Source organism: Acetobacter cerevisiae (genome assembly GCF_001580535.1).
Classification (GTDB): domain Bacteria; phylum Pseudomonadota; class Alphaproteobacteria; order Acetobacterales; family Acetobacteraceae; genus Acetobacter; species Acetobacter cerevisiae.
On record NZ_LHZA01000150.1, the window covers coordinates 67,868 to 85,702 of the forward strand.

The window sequence follows — 17,835 nt, forward strand, 5'->3', positions numbered from 1 at the left end:
ACAAACAGGAACATGCCGTGCTTTTACTCAAGCCTTTTCTGATTTATCTGGCCGCAGGCTTTGCGGAAATTGCCGGATGCTTTGCCGTCTGGCTATGGCTGAAGGAAGGCCGCTCGGCATGGCTGTTGGTGCCCGGCCTTGTCAGCCTGATTGTCTTCGCCCTTCTGCTCACCCGTATTGAGTCGGATTCTGCGGGTCGGGCCTATGCGGCTTATGGCGGGATTTACATTACCGCATCGCTCATCTGGATGCGCGTGGTGGAAGGGCGCACCCCGGATAAATGGGAGTTGCTGGGCGCGCTGATCTGTCTGGGCGGGGCATCCATGATCCTGCTCGCACCCCGAGGCACCTGAGCCGTTAGCCCCCTGCCCGCCCTCGTGGGCGCAGGCAGGGGAAACCGGACTTTACATGCTGATGACGTAAAACAGCGTCGCGGCAATCGCGATGGTGATGGGCAGGGTGAAGATCCATGCCAGTGCGATTTTGGTCAGCATCTTCGGGTTAATGCCGCTGCCAGAACCGAGCATGGTCCCGGCAATACCCGCCGTGATGATGTGCGTGGTTGAGACTGGCAGGCCGGTATAGCCTGCGGTCGCAATCAGGCCCGCGCCGACCAACTCGGCGGAAGCCCCCTGTGCGGGAGTAAGATGTGTGTTGCCAATCTTCTCGCCCAGCGTGTGCACAATCCGCTTATAGCCAATCATCGTGCCAAGACCGAGACACAGGGCGCTCAACAGACGCACCCACCAGGGGGCGTATTCCACGGTCGGGCGCAGAACGGCGCTGATGTCTTTGGCACTTTTCTTGTCCGCGTCAGATGCCTGCGTGCTGGAAGACACAGACTTCAGGCCAGCCAGAACCTCATAAATATCTGCGCGCAACTGAGAGGCGACAACGTTGCCGGGGTCAGTCGTCTGCAGGCGCGCAACGGACGCCAGTGCTTCTTCCCGCAGGCCGTCATGGTCATACTGTTGCAGCAGCGGGGCGGCGATAACCGCCTGCGGAGCAATCTGCGGGATGTGAGAACCGGCGTTCGGGCTAAGCGCGAACGTGGCGGGCAGGATGCCAATAATGGTCAGCATGATCAGGCCAATGCTCTTCTGACCATCGTTACTGCCGTGGGAGAAGCTGACACCGGTGCAGGTGAGGATCAGCAGGCCACGCACCCAGCCATGCGGGGGCTTTTCACCCTGCGGCGGCTGATAGAGTTCCGGGTCCTTCACCACATGCTTCATGATGAAATACAGGCCGCCCGCGCCGACCAGACCGAGGATGGGGGAAACGGCCAGTGCACGCAGCACTTTCCAGATCTGGGACCAGTCCACACTGTTGCCCAGCCCGCGTGTGTGCAGGAACGCATCCCCAATGGCCACGCCAATCAGCGCGCCAATCACGCAGTGGGAACTGGAGTTGGGGATCCCGAACCACCAGGTCACCAGGTTCCAGGCCAGCGCCGTGCCGAACAGCGAGATCAGCATCGGGATGGCCGGGTCTCCATTCGGAGGAGACAGCACGTCTGCCGGTAGCAGTTCCACCAGCCCGTAGGCCACGCTGATGCCGCCCGCCAGCACGCCGATGAAGTTCATCAGACCGGACCAGATGACGGCCACGCGCGGCTTGAGGGAGTGGGTGTAGATGACCGTGGCCACGGCGTTGGCCGTGTCATGAAAACCGTTAACAAATTCAAAAACGCAGACCAGCAGAAAGCAGGTGGTCAGCGCCAGAATGGAAAGCACCGAATACGGAGCAAAATGAAGCATGGGAACCAGTACCTGTGTTGCACTGCTTCGCATTAAGACCAGTTTTTTAGTTTTTTCACTGCCTCAACAGCGAAATTCATAAAACCTTAACTGATCCTGTTTTGTGTTTTTCTTGCCGCCAACTGGGACTGATCTGCTTTGCGAATAGGCCGAGAGCAATGCCGATCCAAAACTTTCCAAGCGTTCTTCAGGAGTTAGGTAAACCGGCGGGACTCAAAGTGTCCGGCTTAGCTTACAGCAGACGGGTAAACTTCAGCAGAAGCCAGGTCCCAAACATGATGGCAAAGCACAAGCCGCCCGCTTCCACCGTGCCCCATGAGCCATCCGTGAGGAACATGCCGCCGGTATTCATGCCAAAAAAGCCAGTGACGAACGTGGCCGGCAGCATCAACGTCGTGCCGACGGAGACGATATACAGACGGTGGTTGGTTTCTTCCGCCTGATTGGACGTCAGCTCGTCCTGCAAGGAACGCGCGCGGTCCTGCAAGGCCAGAAGGTCATCCAGTGCGGCGTGAACCTGTCGATGGGACCGGTCGCGCAGGTCATCCTCTGCCCATTCCGGCAGTTCCATCTCTTCATCTTTAAAAATACGGTCCACCGGGGCCAGCACACGGCGCAGTTCCGTGGATCGGCGGCGCACAAGGCCAAGCAGACCGCTCATGCGTCCCAGATCTGTATCCCGATCCAGCATCAGCAGAACATCTTCCGCGCGGTCCAGCTGGTCATCCAGCCGGGCAAAGTCCCGCCGCAGGGTATCAGCAAATTCCAGCAGAGCACGATCCACCAGATTAGCGGGGGAACGCGGCACCAGACCGCGCCGCAACTCATGAAACACCACGCCAAGCGCGGGAATCGGGTGACGGCGAGTGGTGATCAGCAAGTCCGGCTCAAGCGCGAACCGCCATGTGCTGACGTTCCGGTCATCATCCGTGGTGGTGTCATCAAAGGCGGGCAACGCGCCAAACACCGTCTCATCTTCACTATCCAGACGGATGCTGCGCTCAAGATTGGTGAGCACCTGCCGCACTTCTTCCGGTAGTGAGGGAATGCTTTCAATCTGCGTGCGGGAGAGGGTGTGGACAATATCAAAGTGGAACCACGCCCACCCGTCCGTATTGGCCAGTTCCGGCGGGAACGCGCCGGTGAGCAGGCGCTGGGTTACAACGTCCCGCTCAAGCTCAACTGGCTCATGCCCCGGGCGGCAGAAAATGGCCCAGATCAGGCCATCACGCAGCAGTGTGCCGCCTTCCGAGATTGACTCAGGTAAAGTGGAGGAGGCTTTTCCGGCCATCACTGAACTCCCTGTTTCCCGAAAGGGCGATCGTTGCCTGTCCCGTAAGGAAGCGCACTGTCCACGACCGGTCGCCGCAAACTGGTCCGGTTCATATCACAGCAGGCTTACGGGACCAAGGCTCCCTTGGTTTTGCAGGTTTTAACCTCAGCGCGGGCGCACGGGGCGGGCCGGACGACGGGCATCCCCGCCTGCACGGGCACCGGCTGCGGCAGGCTTGCGGGCCGGTTTGAGCGCCGGAGCAGCCTTAATTTCCGCTTCCAGCTGGGCAATCCGCTTCCGCACGTTTTCCTTGAGCGCCGGAGAGGTGTGGGACTTCATGGTGGCCAGCGTTTCCTTCAGGTCCCGCAGCTGTTTCTGCTTTTCCGGCAGGCTGCGGCGGATGGGCTGGTTGTCTGACATTTGACCATGAAAGGCACGCATGGGTTCACTCCCTTGATTATTGTAACCGCCCTTCAGCAGCCACAGGCTGCCAGAGCACACAGACACACGCCCGCCTCCGGACAAAGCCGGACGGGCGGGGGAAACACCGTTTTTTTATGTAGAGTACGCACAAATACTGGTCTGGCAGGCTCAAGACCTGCCCGAACGCCGTATTCAGCGGTTGCGGAGGAGAATCTCCCGCAGGGCAGAAAGCAGCATCTCGCACTGCTGGTCTGTTCCAACCGTGATCCGCAGCCACGAGGATGTGCGCACACCGCGCAGATGCCGGACGATAATGGCGCGCTCCCGCAGGTCCGCCGCCAGTTCCGCAGCATCGCGGTCAGCATGGTGAACATAGACAAAATTAGCCTGTGAAGGCAAGACCTTGAAGCCCAGTTCGGCCAGCTTTGCGGACAGGATTTTGCGGGTAGTGATCACCTTTTCCACGCTGTTCAGAAACCAGCCTTCATCTTCCACCGCAGCGGTGGCACCAGCCTGTGCAATGCGGTCCAGCGGGTAGGAATTGAAGCTGTCCTTCACGCGGGTCAGGCCTTCAATCAGTTCCGGCTGGGCAAAGGCAAAGCCCACCCGCGCCCCGGCCAGCGCGCGGGATTTGGAGAAGGTCTGCACCACCAGCAGGTTCGGGTAGTCCTTCACCAGTGCCACGGCACTTTCCGCGCCAAAATCGACATAGGCTTCATCGACCAGCACCACGCGGTCCGGGTGCATCTCCAGCAGGCGGCGGACCTCGTTCAGGTCCAGCGCGATGCCGGTTGGGGCGTTGGGGTTGGCCAGCACAACACCGCTGCACGGCCCGGCATAATCGGCCACATCAATGCCCATCTCAGCATTCAGCGGCACGAGGCGATACGGCAGGTCATACAGACCGCAATAGACCTTGTAGAAACTGTAGGTGACATCCGCGAACAGGATCGGCTCGCCATGCGCGAAGAAGGCCTGAAAGGCGTGGGCCAGCACTTCATCCGAGCCATTACCGACAAACACGTTCTCCACCTTCAGCCCCACGCGCTCCGCCAGCACGGTGCGCAGGCGGGTAGCTTCCGGGTCCGGATACAGGCGCATGCTATCATCTGCGGCGGCCTTCATGGCATCCAGCGCGCGGGGAGACGGCCCGTAGGGGGATTCATTGGTGTTCAGCTTGATCAGGTCGGCCATTTTGGGCTGCTCGCCCGGCACATACGGCGTCAGACGGTGAACAAGAGGACTCCAGAAACGGCTCATGGCTGAAAACATCCGCAAAAAGAAAAGGCAGCCCCCGAATGGACTGCCTTCACCCCTAAACGATGCGTTTCCGCCTGAAAAGCCTGAGAAACGTTAGGCCTGCCCGGCGTTCTGCTCTTTGATCAGCGCTGCAAGGGCGGCATTGCCCTGCCGCTGGGCCAGATCCAGCGCGTTCAGGCCCTCACCATCACGGTGGGTGGGGCTGGCTCCGGCTTTCAGCAGCAGCTTCGCCATCTCATCGCGCCCGAACATGACGGCAAACATCAGCGGCGTGCGGCCCACAGCGTTGGGCACATCAACCTTCGCCCCCGCATCCAGCAGCAGCCGGGCGATGGGCAGAAAGCCCTTGAACGCCACACCGGCCAGCGCCGTCGCCCCTTTTTCATCCTGCAGATCAGGCTTGGCCCCACGCGCCAGCAGCGTGCTGACGGCTTCCACGTGGCCGTTATAGGAGGCCAGAATCAGCGGCGTGTAGCCTTTTTCCGCCCGCAGGTTGGGGTCCATCCCCGCGTCCAGAAAGCTGGAAAGCAGATCGGCCTCCCCTTCCCGCGCGGCGTTGATGAACAGGGCTTCCACCTGTTCCTGCGTAAAGTCACCAAAGAGCCCAGGTCCGGCGCCCGGGGTCTGCGTGCCCTGAGAACGCGGGTCCTGAGAAGAAACCTGTGTCATGCTCGACCTCCGGAAAAATTCTTATCAACTCAAATACAGCGCCAGCCACCGGCCCGGCGGACCGGGTGACGCTATGGACTGCCGCCCTCTATACTGCAAACACCTCAGCCTGTGCAGCGTTTCCTGCCCATGGCGGGCCTGACCTGCCGTACGCAGAGGGTACGCCACCTCGGCACCCAAAGCCCGCACATGGGGAAAAACCGCCTCTTTCCGTTGCCTCACGCGCAAGTGATAGCGCCTGCAAAGCAACGCCTTGTGATCCTCCGGCGGCAAAAAACGGAAGGAAAACCGGCTCTCCCGCGTGTGCCGAGGAAAGAAGAAAAGCCCGTTTTGCATGCCAGAACAATCTCAAAAATGAGATTCAGTTCTCCTCCCACGCAGCCTCCACCTGACCTGCTGCGTTACAGCCTGAGTGAACGGCCGACCGACCCGAAGAGAATGAGGCAGAGTCTCGCACCTGCTCTCTTGCCCAATAACGCCGGACCGTGTGATTGTGCTCAACCCTGATCTCCTGCCGGCTGCTCCGGTGCGTGGTCTCACCGGGTCAAAACAAAAAACGTCCACTCTGAAGGATAGGTTAGCATGCGTGCCTCTTTTCCCACCCCTCTTCGCGCACCGAACGGTTTGGAAGCCGGGGGGACGGCCAACCTCGATAACCTGTGCATTAACACCATCCGCACGCTCTCTATGGATGGGGTTCAGAAAGCCAATTCAGGCCACCCCGGCACAGCCATGGCGCTGGCGCCGGTTGCCTATACCCTGTGGCAGGACGTTCTGAACTACGACCCGGCAGACCCGCTCTGGCCCAACCGGGACCGCTTTGTGCTGTCCATCGGCCATGCCTCCATGCTCATCTATTCGCTGATCTACCTTGCCGGTGTGCGGCAGGTGAAGAACGGCAAGGTGACCAATGAGCCATCCCTGACCATTGCTGACCTTGAACAGTTCCGTCAGCTTGATTCCAAAACCCCCGGCCACCCGGAATATGGCCACACCACTGGCGTTGAGACGACCACCGGCCCGCTCGGGCAGGGCTGTGGCAACTCCGTCGGTATGGCGATGGCGGAAAAATGGCTGGCCGCACGCTTCAATAAGCCGGGCTTTGAGCTGTTCAACCACCATGTCTACACGCTGTGTGGCGATGGTGACATGATGGAAGGCATCTCCAGCGAGGCCGCCTCCACCGCAGGCCACCTCAAGCTGGGCAATCTGGTGTGGATGTATGATGCCAACCGCATCTCCATTGAAGGCTCCACCGACATTGCGCTGACAGAAGATGTCGCCGCCCGCTTTGCCGCCTATGGCTGGCAGGTGCTGGTGCTGAAGGACGCGAACGATACCGCCGCCCTGAAGGATCTGCTCGCTCAGGCCAAAGCCGAGACCGAACGCCCCACCTTTATTCTGGTCCATTCCGTGATTGCATGGGGTGCGCCGCATAAAGCCGGCACCGCCGCAGCCCACGGTGAACCGCTGGGTGCGGAAGAAATTCGCGAGACCAAAAAAGCCTATGGCTGGCCGGAAGACCAGAGCTTCTATGTGCCGGACGGCGTGCAGACCCACATGCAGGACGGCATGGGCACGCGCGGCGCCAAAGCCCGCGCCGCATGGGAAAAGCTGTTTGCCGAGTATCACACGGCCCACCCGGAACTGGCAGCTGAACTGGATGCCATTCTGGGCGGCAAACTGCCGGAAGGCTGGGACGCACAGATCCCGGTTTATGAAGCCAGTGAAAAAGGTATCGCCTCCCGCGCCAGCTCTGGTGAAGTGCTGAACGCTGTTGCGGGCCGCCTCCCCTGGCTGCTGGGTGGCTCGGCTGACCTCGCACCCTCCACCAAAACCAATCTTAAAGGTGAGGAAAGCTTCCAGCCTGCGGCATGGGGTGGGTCCTACGGTGGGCGGAACTTCCATTTTGGTGTGCGTGAACATGCCATGGGCGCGATTGTAAACGGCATGGCGCTATATGGCCTGCGCCCCTTCTGCGCCGGGTTCCTGATCTTCTCTGATTACATGAAGGCCCCCATCCGGCTTTCTGCCCTGATGCACCAGCCGGTGACCTACATCTTCACGCATGATTCCATCGGCGTGGGGGAAGATGGCCCGACGCATCAGCCTATCGAGCAGCTGGTGCAGCTGCGCGCCACACCGGGCATGACAATTTTCCGCCCCGGCGATGCGAACGAAGTGGCCGAAGTATGGCGCTACCTGATTGCCAAGCAGGATGGCCCGGTGGCACTGGCCCTCAGCCGCCAGAACCTGCCCACGCTGGACCGCACGCGCTTTGCACCGGCCTCTGGCGCGGCAAAAGGCGGCTACATTCTGGCCGACAGCAAAGAGACGCCGAAAGTCATTCTGATTGCCTCCGGCAGTGAGCTTTCTCTGGCAGTCTCCGCGTATGAAGCGCTGACCAAAGACGGCATTCCGGCCCGTGTGGTCTCCCTGCCGAGCTGGGAAGTGTTTGAATCACAGCCACAATCTTACCGTGATACGGTGCTACCGCCTTCCGTCACGGGCCGCGTGACGATTGAAGCCGGCTCCCCCATCGGCTGGGACCGCTATGCGGGCCCGACGGGTGAAATTATCGCCATGCGCGGCTTCGGAGCATCTGCTCCGGCTGGTCAGCTGGCGAAGAAATTCGGCTTTACGCCGGAAGCAGTGCTGGACGCAGCCCGCCGTCAGGTGGGCTGAGGCCGCAGCTTCATACGTATAGTAGATGCTTCTATGCCGCCCGGTTCAGTCTGAAAGGCCGGGCGGTGTGCAGAAAGGATGCCAAGCATGACTGCCTCTTCTTCTAAAGGTGCCAACCCGCTGCGGGGCCTTGCCTCGGTCCAGCAGTCTCCGTGGCTTGACTTCATCCGCCGCTCCTTTGTTGAAGACGGCTCTCTGGCACGCCTTGTGCAGGACGACGATATTCGTGGTGTGACCTCCAACCCGGCCATTTTCCAGAAGGCCATGGGGGAAGGCACGGAATATGACGCGCAGATCCGCGATGTTCTGGCGCATGACAATGTCTCCCCCGGCACGCTGTATGAAAAGCTGGCCGTGCGGGACATCAAGACCGCAGCCCATGTTCTGGCTCCGGTGTATGAGGCCACCCACAAGAAAGACGGGTTTGTCAGCCTTGAAGTCTCCCCCTATCTGGCGCGGGACGAAAAAGGCACGGCGCATGAAGCCCAGCGCCTGTGGGCCGATGTGGCTGAACCCAACCTGATGATCAAAATTCCGGCCACGCCGGAAAGCATCCCCGCCATCCGGCAGACCATTGCTGCGGGCATCAACGTCAACGTCACGCTGATTTTTGCGCTGTCTGCTTATAAGGCGGTGGTGGATGCGTGGCTGCTGGGGCTTGAAGACCTGCAGAAAAAGGGCGGTGACCTGTCCAAAGTCGCATCCGTCGCCTCCTTCTTCGTCAGCCGCATTGATGGCAAGATTGACGCGGAAATTGATCGCCGCGTGAAAGCAGGTGACAAGGACGCAGACGCCCTGAAAGCCCTGCGCGGCAAGGTCGCCATTGCCAACGCCAAGGTGGCCTATGGCTACTGGCAGGAAATGATGCAGACCCCGCGCTGGAAGGCTCTGGAAGCCGCCGGTGCCCAGCCGCAGCGCCTGCTGTGGGCCTCCACCGGCACCAAGGACAAAGCCTATAGCGACGTACTGTATGTCGACAGCCTGATTGGCCCGCACACCGTCAACACCGTGCCGCCCGCTACCATGGATGCATTCCGTGACCACGGCACCGTGTCCGAAACGCTGATGACCGGCCTTGATGACGCCCGCCACGTGATGGATGAAGCCGAACGGCTGAAGCTGGATCTGGACGGCGTAACCGCCACTCTGGTGGATGAAGGCGTGACCTCCTTTGAGGAAGCGTTTGACAGCCTGCTCGGCTCCGTTGCCGCCAAACAGCAGGCCATGCTGGGCGACAAGCTGACCGACATGAAAACCAGCCTCCCTGCCCCGCTGGAAGAGGCGGTACAGAAAGGCCTGACGGCATGGCGTAAAGACGGCACCATCCGCAAGCTGTGGAACAAGGATGCCTCTGTCTGGACCAATGGTCCGGAAAGCAAGTGGCTGAACTGGCTCAACATTGTTGAAGACCGTCTGGCCCACCTGTCCGAGTTGGAAAGCTTTCAGGCAGAAGTCAAAGCCCGCAATTTCCAGCAGGTTCTGCTGATGGGCATGGGCGGCTCCAGCCTTGGGCCGGAAGTGCTGGCCATGACCTTTGGCAAGCATGAAGGCTTTGGCCACCTGTATGTGCTGGACAGCACGGACCCGCAGCAGGTTGCCACGTTTGAAAAGAAGATCGACCCGGCGAACACGCTGTTCATCGTCGCCTCCAAATCCGGTGGCACGCTTGAGCCAAACATCATGCTCGCCTACTTCCATGACCTTGCCAAACGCGCACTGGGTGAAAAGGCTGGCTCCCACTTTGTGGCCATTACCGACCCCGGCTCCAAGCTGGAAGCACAGGCTAAAAAAGACGGCTTCTGGAAGATTTTTGCAGGCGACCCACAGATCGGTGGCCGCTATTCCGTGCTGTCCAACTTCGGCATGGTTCCCGCCGCTGCCGCCGGCCTGCCGCTGAAGCTGTTCCTGGAAGACGCCCTGCGCGGCGTGCGTATGAGCGACGCCAGCGTGCCCCCAGCCCAGAACCCCGGTGTGACACTGGGCACCATTATGGGTGTGGCCGCAACGCAGTTCGGGCGGGACAAGCTGAGCATTATCGCCACGCCGCAGATTGCCGATTTTGGCGCATGGATGGAGCAGCTGATTGCTGAATCCACCGGCAAGCACGGCAAGGGCATCATCCCCATTGATGATGAAACACTGGGTGGGCCGAAACGCTACGGCGCAGACCGCCTGTTTGTTTACCTGCGTCTGGTGCCCGAGCACCGGCATGAGCAGGATGAAGCCATTGCCATGCTGATTGACGCCGGGCAGCCGGTTATCACCATCAATCTGCACAGCAAGCGCCAGATTGCGCAGGAATTCTTCCGCTGGGAGATTGCAACGGCTGTGGCCGGGGCGTTCCTGGGGATTGACCCGTTTGATCAGCCGGATGTGGAAGCCAGCAAGGTGGAAACCCGCAAGCTGACGGATGCCTATAACGAAACCGGTAAACTCCCTGCCGAGCAGCCTTTTGCGCAGCACGGGTCGTTCTCCTTCTTTGCGGACCCGGCCAACGCCAAAGCCCTTAAGGGTGACAGCGCGGAAGCTATTCTGAAAGCCCATTTCGACCGCGTGAAGGCGGGCGATTATGTGGGGCTGCTGGCCTATATCGAGCGTGACCGCGCGACGATGGAATGGATCCAGCACACCCGGCTGAAAATCCGTGATGTCAAGACCATTGCCACAGCCGCAGAGTTTGGCCCGCGCTTCCTGCACTCCACGGGGCAGGCCTACAAAGGCGGACCCAACACGGGCGTGTTCCTGCAGATTACGGCGGATGACGCGAAGGACCTGCCCGTGCCGGGTGCCAACTACAGCTTTGGCGTGGTGAAAGCCGCACAGGCGCGTGGGGACTTTGATGTGCTGGCTGAACGCGGCCGCCGTGCGCTGCGTGTGCACATCCACGGCTCGCTGAAAGATGGTCTGGCCGCTCTGGCCACTGCGCTGCACGGCGCCCTCTAAGATACGATTAAGACACGATAAGGAAAAACTGAGTATGCAGATCGGCATCGTCGGGCTTGGCAGAATGGGCGGCAATATTGCCGTCCGCCTCACACGGCATGGACATGACGTCGTGGTCTATGACCGTGACCCCGCAGCTGTTGAAAAAGTGGTGGCCCGTGCGGACGCCGGGCGTGCCGTTGGTGCCAGCAGCCTGACGGACGTGGTGGAAAAACTGGCAGGCCCGAAGCGGATTGTCTGGTCCATGCTCCCGGCTGGTGAGATTACGGAAGAAACCGTGATGTCCCTCGGCGGCCTGATGCAGCGCGGCGATATTGTGATTGATGGTGGCAACACCTACTACAAGGACGATATCCGCCGCGCCAAAACGCTGGCTGAAAAAGGCATTGACTACGTTGATGTCGGCACCTCCGGCGGCGTGTGGGGGCTGGAGCGCGGCTACTGCATGATGTACGGCGGCGCGAAGGAAGCCGCTGAACATATCGATCCCATTCTGTCCGCTCTGGCTCCCGGCATTGGCGATATTCCGCGCACCCCCGGCCGTGACCGTGAGGGCGTGGACCCGCGGGCCGAGCAGGGCTATCTGTATTGCGGCCCGGCTGGCTCCGGCCATTTTGTCAAAATGGTCCATAACGGCATTGAATACGGCATGATGCAGGCCTTTGCTGAAGGCTTTGACGTGATGTACCGTAAGGACTCCCCGCTCCTGCCGGAAGATGAACGCTTCTCGCTCAACATGGCGGATATTGCGGAAGTCTGGCGGCGTGGCAGCGTCGTCTCCTCCTGGCTGCTGGATCTGACGGCACAGGCGCTGACCAAGAATGAATCCCTCTCCGAATTCTCCGGGGAAGTGAATGATTCCGGGGAAGGCCGCTGGACGATTGAAGCCGCGATTGAAGAAGCCGTGCCCGTGCCGGTGATGACGGCAGCGCTCTTCACCCGCTTCCGCTCCCGCTCTGGCAACACGTTCTCGGAAAAAGTGCTGTCTGCCATGCGGTATGGCTTTGGTGGACACGTTGAAACAAAAGACTAAGTGCGTATTTTAGCACATGTTTAACACTGGGAGCGCAGACGCAGCATGACGGTTACCGATAACGCCCTTCACGCCGCTCTTGCGCCCCCGGCGTCCCGCATCAAGCTGGTGGTGTCCGATATGGACGGCACCTTGCTGACCCCGGAAAAGCAGGTCACGCACCACACGCTGGCCGCCGTGCAGGCGCTGAAGGACGCGGGTATTCCCCTCTGCCTCGTCAGCAGCCGTCCGCCGGGCGGGATTGAGATGTATTTTGATGTGCTCGGCCTGCACACGCCCTATGGCGCGTTAAATGGCGGTACAATCTTCAATGCCGATCGCACGGTGCGCTCCCAGCTGGCGCTCGACCCCGGAGCGGTGCAGGACGCGCTGGATATGCTGAAAGTGCATAATCTGGATGCCTGGCTATTCCGTGGGCATGAGTGGCTGGTGGATAACCCCACCGGCGCGTATGTGGAGCCCGAACGCAAAGCCGTGCGTATGGACCCGCAGATTGTCTCCAGCTTTGCAGGCTCCACCACCGGTATTGGTAAAATCACCGGCTCCTCTGCCGATTATGATGCCGTTGCCCGGCAGGAAGCCGAAATTGGGATGCTGCTGGAAGGCCGCGCCAGTGTTGCCCGCTCCAGCCAGTGGTTCCTTGATATTACCCCGCTGGATGCCAACAAGGGCAACGCCCTGCGCCATCTGGCAGAATTCTACGGGGTTGCCCCCTCAGAAGTGGCCTGCATTGGCGATATGGACAACGATGTGCCGATGTTCAAAGTCGCAGGGCTCGCCATTGCCATGGGGCAAGCTTCCGAAGGCGTGGCCGCGCAGGCCCATTTTGTGACAGCCGCCAATACGGATGAAGGCTGGTCTAAGGCCATTGAGTCCATTGTGCTGCCCCGTGCCGTCTCTTTGAACGATCACCCCGCCAGCGCGCCTGCCGCATCCCCCGGCACGCCCGCCGGGGCCTGACCCATGCCCCGCCCGCCGCATGACATCCGGCTGGTGCTGGCTGATGTGGATGGCACACTGGTCACGCGGGAGAAAATTCTCACCCCGCGTGCCATCCGGGCCGTGCAGGCTTTGCGGGAACGGGACATTCTGTTTGCCATTACGTCCGGCAGGCCACCCCGTGGCATGGCCATGCTCATTGACCCGCTGGGGCTGACAACCCCGCTGGCGGGCTTTAACGGCGGCATGATGGTGCAGCCGGATATGCAGCTTATCAGCGCCCTGCGCCTGCCCCGCGCGGTGGCAGAAAAAACCCTCGCTTTGCTGAAAGAGCACGGTGTGCCCGCATGGGTTTACACCTCGCAGGACTGGCTGGTGCCTGATGCCTCAGCCCCGCATGTTGCGCGGGAGCAGTGGACGGTCAAATTCCCGCCGCGTGTCACCAGTTCTTATGACGACGTGCTGGATGATGTGATCAAGATTACCGGTGTGAGTGATGATGCGGAGCTGATGCGCAGCATTGCCGCCACTCTGGCGCAGGAGCTGGGGACCTCGGCTTCCGCCGCCCTGTCTCAACCCTATTATGTTGACATCACCCACCCGGATGCCAACAAAGGCGGCGTTGTCCACACGCTGGAACGCCTGCTGAAAATACCCGCCACTGCCATGCTCACCGTTGGGGATCAGCCAAATGATGTGCTGATGTTCCGCGCCAGTGGCACCTCCATTGCCATGGGGCAGGCGACAGACAGCGTACAAACCAGCGCCACATGGACAACTGCGTCTTCTGAAGAGGACGGGTTTGCCAAAGGCATTGAACGGTTTGTGCTCGGAGAGGACTGATATCATGACCGGACAGAACACCCGCACTGGCAAGATTGCCGTTTTTGCAGACAGAGAAGCCGCCACGCGCCATCTGGCCGACTGGCTGTTGCAGGAGGCACAGGCTAAAAAGGATGGGCCGTTCAGCATTGCCCTTTCCGGCGGCAGCACGCCGCAACTGCTGTACAGCATGATGGCGTCCGAGCCGTATGCCAGCCGCTTCCCCTGGGCGCGAATGGAGTTCTTTCTGGGGGATGACCGCTTTCTGGCGCATGACCATGAGGACAGCAATTCCGGCATGCTCCAGCGCCTGCTGTTCTCCCGCGTGCCGGTGCCGGCAGAAAATGTGCATCTCATCCCCACGGCAGGCACTGCGGAAGACGCCGCCAAAGAGTATGATGCCGAACTGAAAAAGTTTTACGGGGCAGACACCCTCCAGCCGGGCAAGCCGCTGTTTGATGTCAATCTGCTCGGGCTGGGCAGCGATGGCCATACAGCCTCCCTCTTCCCCGGTCAGCCGGTGCTGAAGGAACGCACGGCGTGGGTTTCCACCTGCGTGCCGCCCGTCGCCCCCTATACCCGCCTGACCATGACCTACCCGGCCATTGATGCCAGCCGCCATGTGGTCTTTCTGGTGGAAGGGGCCTCCAAGCGGGAGACCGTGGCCAAAGTCCGCGCGCAGGACCCCACCTGCCCGGCCAGCGCCATTACCGCCATGGGCGATCTGACGTGGGTGCTGGACCGTGACGCCGCCCCGGCAGACGTATAAAACACCCACACCCTGACCACACCCGACCATAAAAAAACAAAAACAAGGACCCTCTCCATGACCGGCAAAGCACCAGACCCCGCCGCCAACCTGAAACAGCAAGCCGCCATCAAGGCCGCATCACTGGTGCAGGACGGGATGGCTGTCGGCCTTGGCACAGGCTCCACAGCGTTTTTTGTCGTGGCGGAACTCGGCCGCCGCGTGCGGGAGGAAGGGCTGAAAATCTGCGCCATTCCCACCTCCGACGCTACGGAAGCACAGGCGCGGGAAGAAGGCATTCCGCTCACCACCTTCGCCGCACATCCAGAACTCGACATCACCATTGATGGCGCGGATGAGATCGAGCCGCGCACGCTCAACCTCGTCAAAGGCCGGGGCGGTGCGCTGCTGCGGGAAAAGATTGTGGCCTCCGCTGCAAAGCAGTTTGTGATTGTGGCGGACAGCAGCAAGTATGTTGACCATCTGGGCATGCTCTGCCCGGTGCCGGTGGAAGTCATTCCCTTTGGCTGGGAGAATGTTGCGGTAAAGCTCGGCCGCATGGGCGCGCACGTCACCCCGCGCAAACACCGGGATGGCTCTTTTTATCTCACGGATGAAAAGAACCTGATTATGGATTGCGTGTTCGGCCCGATTGAAAACCCGCACAAGCTGGGCACGGATATCCACAGCATTGTGGGTGTGGTGGAACACGGGCTGTTTATTGAAATGGCGACGCAGGCCATTACCGCCGGCCCTGAGGGCATTCGCGTGATTACCCCCACCGTGTCCGACGGGCTGATTGCCACCCCGGCACTAGACCCCTCAGAGCCTGTCACCCTCGTGCCGCCCGTGCCGAACGAGAACGGCAGCAGCAAAACCGTCCTGCCGACGCAGCCGGTGGCAAACGGGATCAAAAAACAGTTGCTGGTGATTATGGGCGTTTCCGGCTCCGGCAAGACCACCATTGCGGAAGGTCTGCGCAATGAGCTGGGCTGGCCTTTTCAGGAAGGGGATGACCTACACCCCGCCGCCAATGTTGCCAAAATGGCTGCCAGCATCCCGCTGAATGATGAAGACCGCTGGCCCTGGCTGGCCCGCTGCCAGGAATGGCTGGCCGAGTGTAACCGGGCAGGCACCGGGGGGATTCTCACCTGCTCCGCGCTGAAACATTCCTACCGGGATGTGCTGCGCAAAGGCGGCCTGGAGCCCATCTTTATCTATCTGCACACATCGGAAGCCGTGCTGCTGGAACGGCTGAAGCGCCGGCGGGGCCACTACATGCCCCCCACCCTGCTGCCCAGCCAGTTGCAGACGCTGGAAGCACCGGCGGCTGATGAACATGCCCTCAGCATGTCCGCAGATACCAATCCGGCTGAAACCATTGCGGAAATTCTGTCCTATCTGAAAACCATCTGACCTTAAGCAAAAGGGGGAATGCGCTGTGGGCCATAATTACGCAAAACCGCTGACATCCGGGCAGAAGATGGAACGGTTGCTCACGCGTATTCCCCCCTCATGGGCCATACGGATGGAGCGTGCGACGGGCACCGCCTTATGGCGTGCGATGGTCCATGCACCGGAAGCCGCCGAGGGCGCGTGGAGTGACACGCATCAGGACTTGGCTGATGCACTGGAAGACGCATGGCGGCGCAACCGGACGGTGCTGGCTTAACGCACCCGCCCACGTTTACGAGGCTGGCCGGTGAGCGGATTGATCTGCTCCCGGCGCGGCGGTTTGGGCGTGGTGTCCGGCACCACGTGGCAGGGCACACCCTCCGCCCGGCGCGCTGCGGCAAAGCGTTCCGCGTGCGTTAATTGCGCGGCCTGATACAGCACTTTATCCCCCAGCATTACCTTGTGTTGTCGCACCGGTTCTTCCTTTTTTGTGTCCGGAGAGCCCTCATATTGCACCCGCGCCTTCTATATTCTAACGTATATAATACGATCAGGTCCGGGATACTCATGCGCTCTCTCATGCTCCGTTGCAGACTGCTCTGCTCCTCATCCCTCATGCTCGGCCTGCTGGGCGTGGGGCTGGCCGTCCCTCTGGCTGTGTCCGGTCAGGCCACCGCACAGGCAGCGCAGCCGGCGGAAGGCCCCGGCGCGCACGTTGTCGCGCAGGCCGTGGCCACCATGCCGACGGTGAATAATATCCCGGTCTATCCCCGCACGGTTACGGATATGAGTGGCACCAGCGTTGCGCTGGACAAAAGCGCCCTCAATATTGCGGATCTCTGGTTTGCCCATAACGAGATTACCGTCATGCTCGGCGGGGCGGAACGCATCAAAGTCACGGCAGATAAACCGGCAGACCTGCCCTGGCTGTTCAAAATCGCCCCCATGCTGCGCTCGGCTGAAACCGGAATCCACCCGGATAGCGTGAACCCGGAAGACCTGCTGAACCGCCATATCGGGCTGGTCTTTGTGCCCACCCATGCCAAGGCGGAAGAACTGCGCAAAACCGGCCTGCCTACGCTGGATGCGCACTACACCACACTGCCACAGATGCTCACCTTCGTGGACATGACGGCCGACGCCCTCGCCACGCCTTATGCGCATGAGATCGCCAGCGAATATCGCCAGAAGCTGGAAGCGTTGCAGCAGAGTCTGCACGCCCGCACGGCCTCCCTGCCCGCCTCCGCCCGCCCACGTGTGCTGCATATTGCCCGCCTTAACCCCCTGCAAATTGACGGCAAAGATACGCTGATTGATGCATGGATTCAGGCGGCTGGCGGTCGCAATGCGGCGGCAGAAGTTTCCGGCAACCATCGCCCCGTCACGTTTGAGCAGATTGCGGCCTGGAACCCGGATATGATTGTCATCGGGGCCAACGCCGGACCTCTGGCGGCAGACGCCCCGCTGCGCACCTTGGCAGCTTTCCAGAACGGCAAGGCATGGACCAACCCGCAGGGTGTGTTCCCGTGGGATCGCTACGGGTGTGAGGTTCTGCTTCAACTGGAATGGGCGGCCCAGCACGTCCAGCCGGAACTCTTCAAGGACATCGACGTGCGCCGGGACCTGAAAGCGTTCTACAAACAGTTCTTCCGCTACAGCCTGACGGATGACGACGTGACACGAATTCTGGCAGACCAGCCACCTATGGTTTTATAATAAAACGAGAAAATTTTTTATTATTCTAAAACTTTTCAACACAATAGAAATATATCAGAACTATTGATTTTTTTTGATTTTTTATATACAAAAAATCAATTTATTAAGGGACAGTCAGCATGCTTTTCTACAACCACTGCGGTCTAGGGCCTGTTAGATCTTGAATTTC

The 17,835-nt window shown here is 60.4% G+C and carries 16 protein-coding genes and 1 pseudogene; 11 read left to right on the top strand and 6 right to left on the bottom strand.

What is annotated here, in order from left to right; translation table 11 throughout:
• The first annotated feature begins 17 nt into the window (after positions 1–17).
• Entirely contained in the window at positions 18–353 is a 336-nt protein-coding gene (locus tag AD928_RS09765; RefSeq protein ID WP_043549575.1) for a YnfA family protein, read from the top strand.
• Positions 354–404: 51 nt separating this feature from the next.
• Here AD928_RS09765 and AD928_RS09770 read toward each other — a convergent pair whose 3' ends face one another.
• The 5 genes from AD928_RS09770 to AD928_RS09790 form a co-directional block, all read right to left on the bottom strand.
• On the bottom strand, positions 405–1,760 hold the full coding sequence (locus tag AD928_RS09770) for an inorganic phosphate transporter (protein ID WP_062250214.1): 1,356 nt from the start codon (positions 1,758–1,760) through the stop codon (positions 405–407).
• Positions 1,761–1,992: 232 nt separating this feature from the next.
• On the bottom strand, positions 1,993–3,051 hold the full coding sequence (locus AD928_RS09775) for a transporter (RefSeq protein ID WP_062250179.1): 1,059 nt from the start codon (positions 3,049–3,051) through the stop codon (positions 1,993–1,995).
• A 147-nt stretch (positions 3,052–3,198) separates the two neighbouring features.
• Positions 3,199–3,474, bottom strand: coding sequence for a hypothetical protein (locus tag AD928_RS09780; RefSeq protein ID WP_062250216.1), 276 nt, complete (start codon positions 3,472–3,474; stop codon positions 3,199–3,201).
• Between the two features lie 174 nt (positions 3,475–3,648).
• Entirely contained in the window at positions 3,649–4,716 is a 1,068-nt protein-coding gene (gene hisC / locus AD928_RS09785) for a histidinol-phosphate transaminase (RefSeq protein WP_062250218.1), read from the bottom strand.
• A gap of 93 nt (positions 4,717–4,809) precedes the next feature.
• Positions 4,810–5,385 carry an ankyrin repeat domain-containing protein gene (locus tag AD928_RS09790; protein WP_062250181.1) on the bottom strand — a complete coding sequence of 192 codons (576 nt, stop codon included), beginning with the start codon at positions 5,383–5,385 and terminating at the stop codon, positions 4,810–4,812.
• A 582-nt stretch (positions 5,386–5,967) separates the two neighbouring features.
• Between AD928_RS09790 and tkt the strand changes: the two genes are divergently transcribed.
• The 9 genes and pseudogenes from tkt to AD928_RS09830 all read left to right on the top strand — a co-directional run bounded on the left by tkt (position 5,968) and on the right by AD928_RS09830 (position 16,227).
• A complete protein-coding gene (gene tkt, locus AD928_RS09795) occupies positions 5,968–8,070 on the top strand; it encodes a transketolase (protein ID WP_062250183.1) in 2,103 nt (700 codons plus the stop codon).
• A gap of 87 nt (positions 8,071–8,157) precedes the next feature.
• Entirely contained in the window at positions 8,158–11,013 is a 2,856-nt protein-coding gene (locus AD928_RS09800; RefSeq protein WP_062250184.1) for a bifunctional transaldolase/phosoglucose isomerase, read from the top strand.
• Between the two features lie 34 nt (positions 11,014–11,047).
• Complete coding sequence (gene gnd, locus AD928_RS09805) at positions 11,048–12,046, top strand: phosphogluconate dehydrogenase (NAD(+)-dependent, decarboxylating) (protein WP_062250187.1); 999 nt, start codon at positions 11,048–11,050, stop codon at positions 12,044–12,046.
• A gap of 45 nt (positions 12,047–12,091) precedes the next feature.
• Entirely contained in the window at positions 12,092–13,006 is a 915-nt protein-coding gene (locus AD928_RS09810) for a Cof-type HAD-IIB family hydrolase (RefSeq protein ID WP_062250189.1), read from the top strand.
• A 3-nt stretch (positions 13,007–13,009) separates the two neighbouring features.
• Positions 13,010–13,828, top strand: coding sequence for a Cof-type HAD-IIB family hydrolase (locus tag AD928_RS09815; protein WP_062250191.1), 819 nt, complete (start codon positions 13,010–13,012; stop codon positions 13,826–13,828).
• Between the two features lie 4 nt (positions 13,829–13,832).
• On the top strand, positions 13,833–14,576 hold the full coding sequence (gene pgl, locus AD928_RS09820) for a 6-phosphogluconolactonase (protein ID WP_062250193.1): 744 nt from the start codon (positions 13,833–13,835) through the stop codon (positions 14,574–14,576).
• 57 nt (positions 14,577–14,633) lie between these two features.
• Positions 14,634–15,335: pseudogene (gene rpiA, locus AD928_RS09825) on the top strand (ribose-5-phosphate isomerase RpiA); the annotation flags it as partial.
• Positions 15,336–15,488: 153 nt separating this feature from the next.
• Positions 15,489–15,971, top strand: coding sequence for a gluconokinase (locus tag AD928_RS15225; protein ID WP_081894091.1), 483 nt, complete (start codon positions 15,489–15,491; stop codon positions 15,969–15,971).
• Positions 15,972–15,996: 25 nt separating this feature from the next.
• Complete coding sequence (locus tag AD928_RS09830; RefSeq protein ID WP_062250195.1) at positions 15,997–16,227, top strand: hypothetical protein; 231 nt, start codon at positions 15,997–15,999, stop codon at positions 16,225–16,227.
• Here AD928_RS09830 and AD928_RS09835 read toward each other — a convergent pair.
• Positions 16,224–16,424: a hypothetical protein gene (locus AD928_RS09835; RefSeq protein WP_197056176.1), complete on the bottom strand. Its 201-nt coding sequence runs from the start codon at positions 16,422–16,424 to the stop codon at positions 16,224–16,226. The genes AD928_RS09830 and AD928_RS09835 overlap by 4 nt on opposite strands.
• A gap of 105 nt (positions 16,425–16,529) precedes the next feature.
• On the opposite strand from AD928_RS09835, the gene AD928_RS09840 reads away from it, so the two are divergent.
• Entirely contained in the window at positions 16,530–17,666 is a 1,137-nt protein-coding gene (locus tag AD928_RS09840; protein WP_233420036.1) for an ABC transporter substrate-binding protein, read from the top strand.
• The last annotated feature ends 169 nt before the right edge of the window (positions 17,667–17,835 follow it).

Excerpts from the sequence above, each read along its gene's own strand:
- AD928_RS09780 (WP_062250216.1), bottom strand. The coding sequence starts at position 3,474 with ATGCGTGCCTTTCATGGTCAAATGTCAGACAACCAGCCCATCCGCCGC.
- tkt (WP_062250183.1), top strand. The coding sequence starts at position 5,968 with ATGCGTGCCTCTTTTCCCACCCCTCTTCGCGCACCGAACGGTTTGGAA.
- AD928_RS09815 (WP_062250191.1), top strand. The coding sequence starts at position 13,010 with ATGCCCCGCCCGCCGCATGACATCCGGCTGGTGCTGGCTGATGTGGAT.
- AD928_RS15225 (WP_081894091.1), top strand. The coding sequence starts at position 15,489 with ATGGGCGTTTCCGGCTCCGGCAAGACCACCATTGCGGAAGGTCTGCGC.
- hisC (WP_062250218.1), bottom strand. The coding sequence starts at position 4,716 with ATGAGCCGTTTCTGGAGTCCTCTTGTTCACCGTCTGACGCCGTATGTG.
- AD928_RS09800 (WP_062250184.1), top strand. The coding sequence starts at position 8,158 with ATGACTGCCTCTTCTTCTAAAGGTGCCAACCCGCTGCGGGGCCTTGCC.
- AD928_RS09790 (WP_062250181.1), bottom strand. The coding sequence starts at position 5,385 with ATGACACAGGTTTCTTCTCAGGACCCGCGTTCTCAGGGCACGCAGACC.
- pgl (WP_062250193.1), top strand. The coding sequence starts at position 13,833 with ATGACCGGACAGAACACCCGCACTGGCAAGATTGCCGTTTTTGCAGAC.
- AD928_RS09770 (WP_062250214.1), bottom strand. The coding sequence starts at position 1,760 with ATGCTTCATTTTGCTCCGTATTCGGTGCTTTCCATTCTGGCGCTGACC.
- AD928_RS09775 (WP_062250179.1), bottom strand. The coding sequence starts at position 3,051 with ATGGCCGGAAAAGCCTCCTCCACTTTACCTGAGTCAATCTCGGAAGGC.
- AD928_RS09810 (WP_062250189.1), top strand. The coding sequence starts at position 12,092 with ATGACGGTTACCGATAACGCCCTTCACGCCGCTCTTGCGCCCCCGGCG.
- gnd (WP_062250187.1), top strand. The coding sequence starts at position 11,048 with ATGCAGATCGGCATCGTCGGGCTTGGCAGAATGGGCGGCAATATTGCC.
- AD928_RS09840 (WP_233420036.1), top strand. The coding sequence starts at position 16,530 with ATGCTCCGTTGCAGACTGCTCTGCTCCTCATCCCTCATGCTCGGCCTG.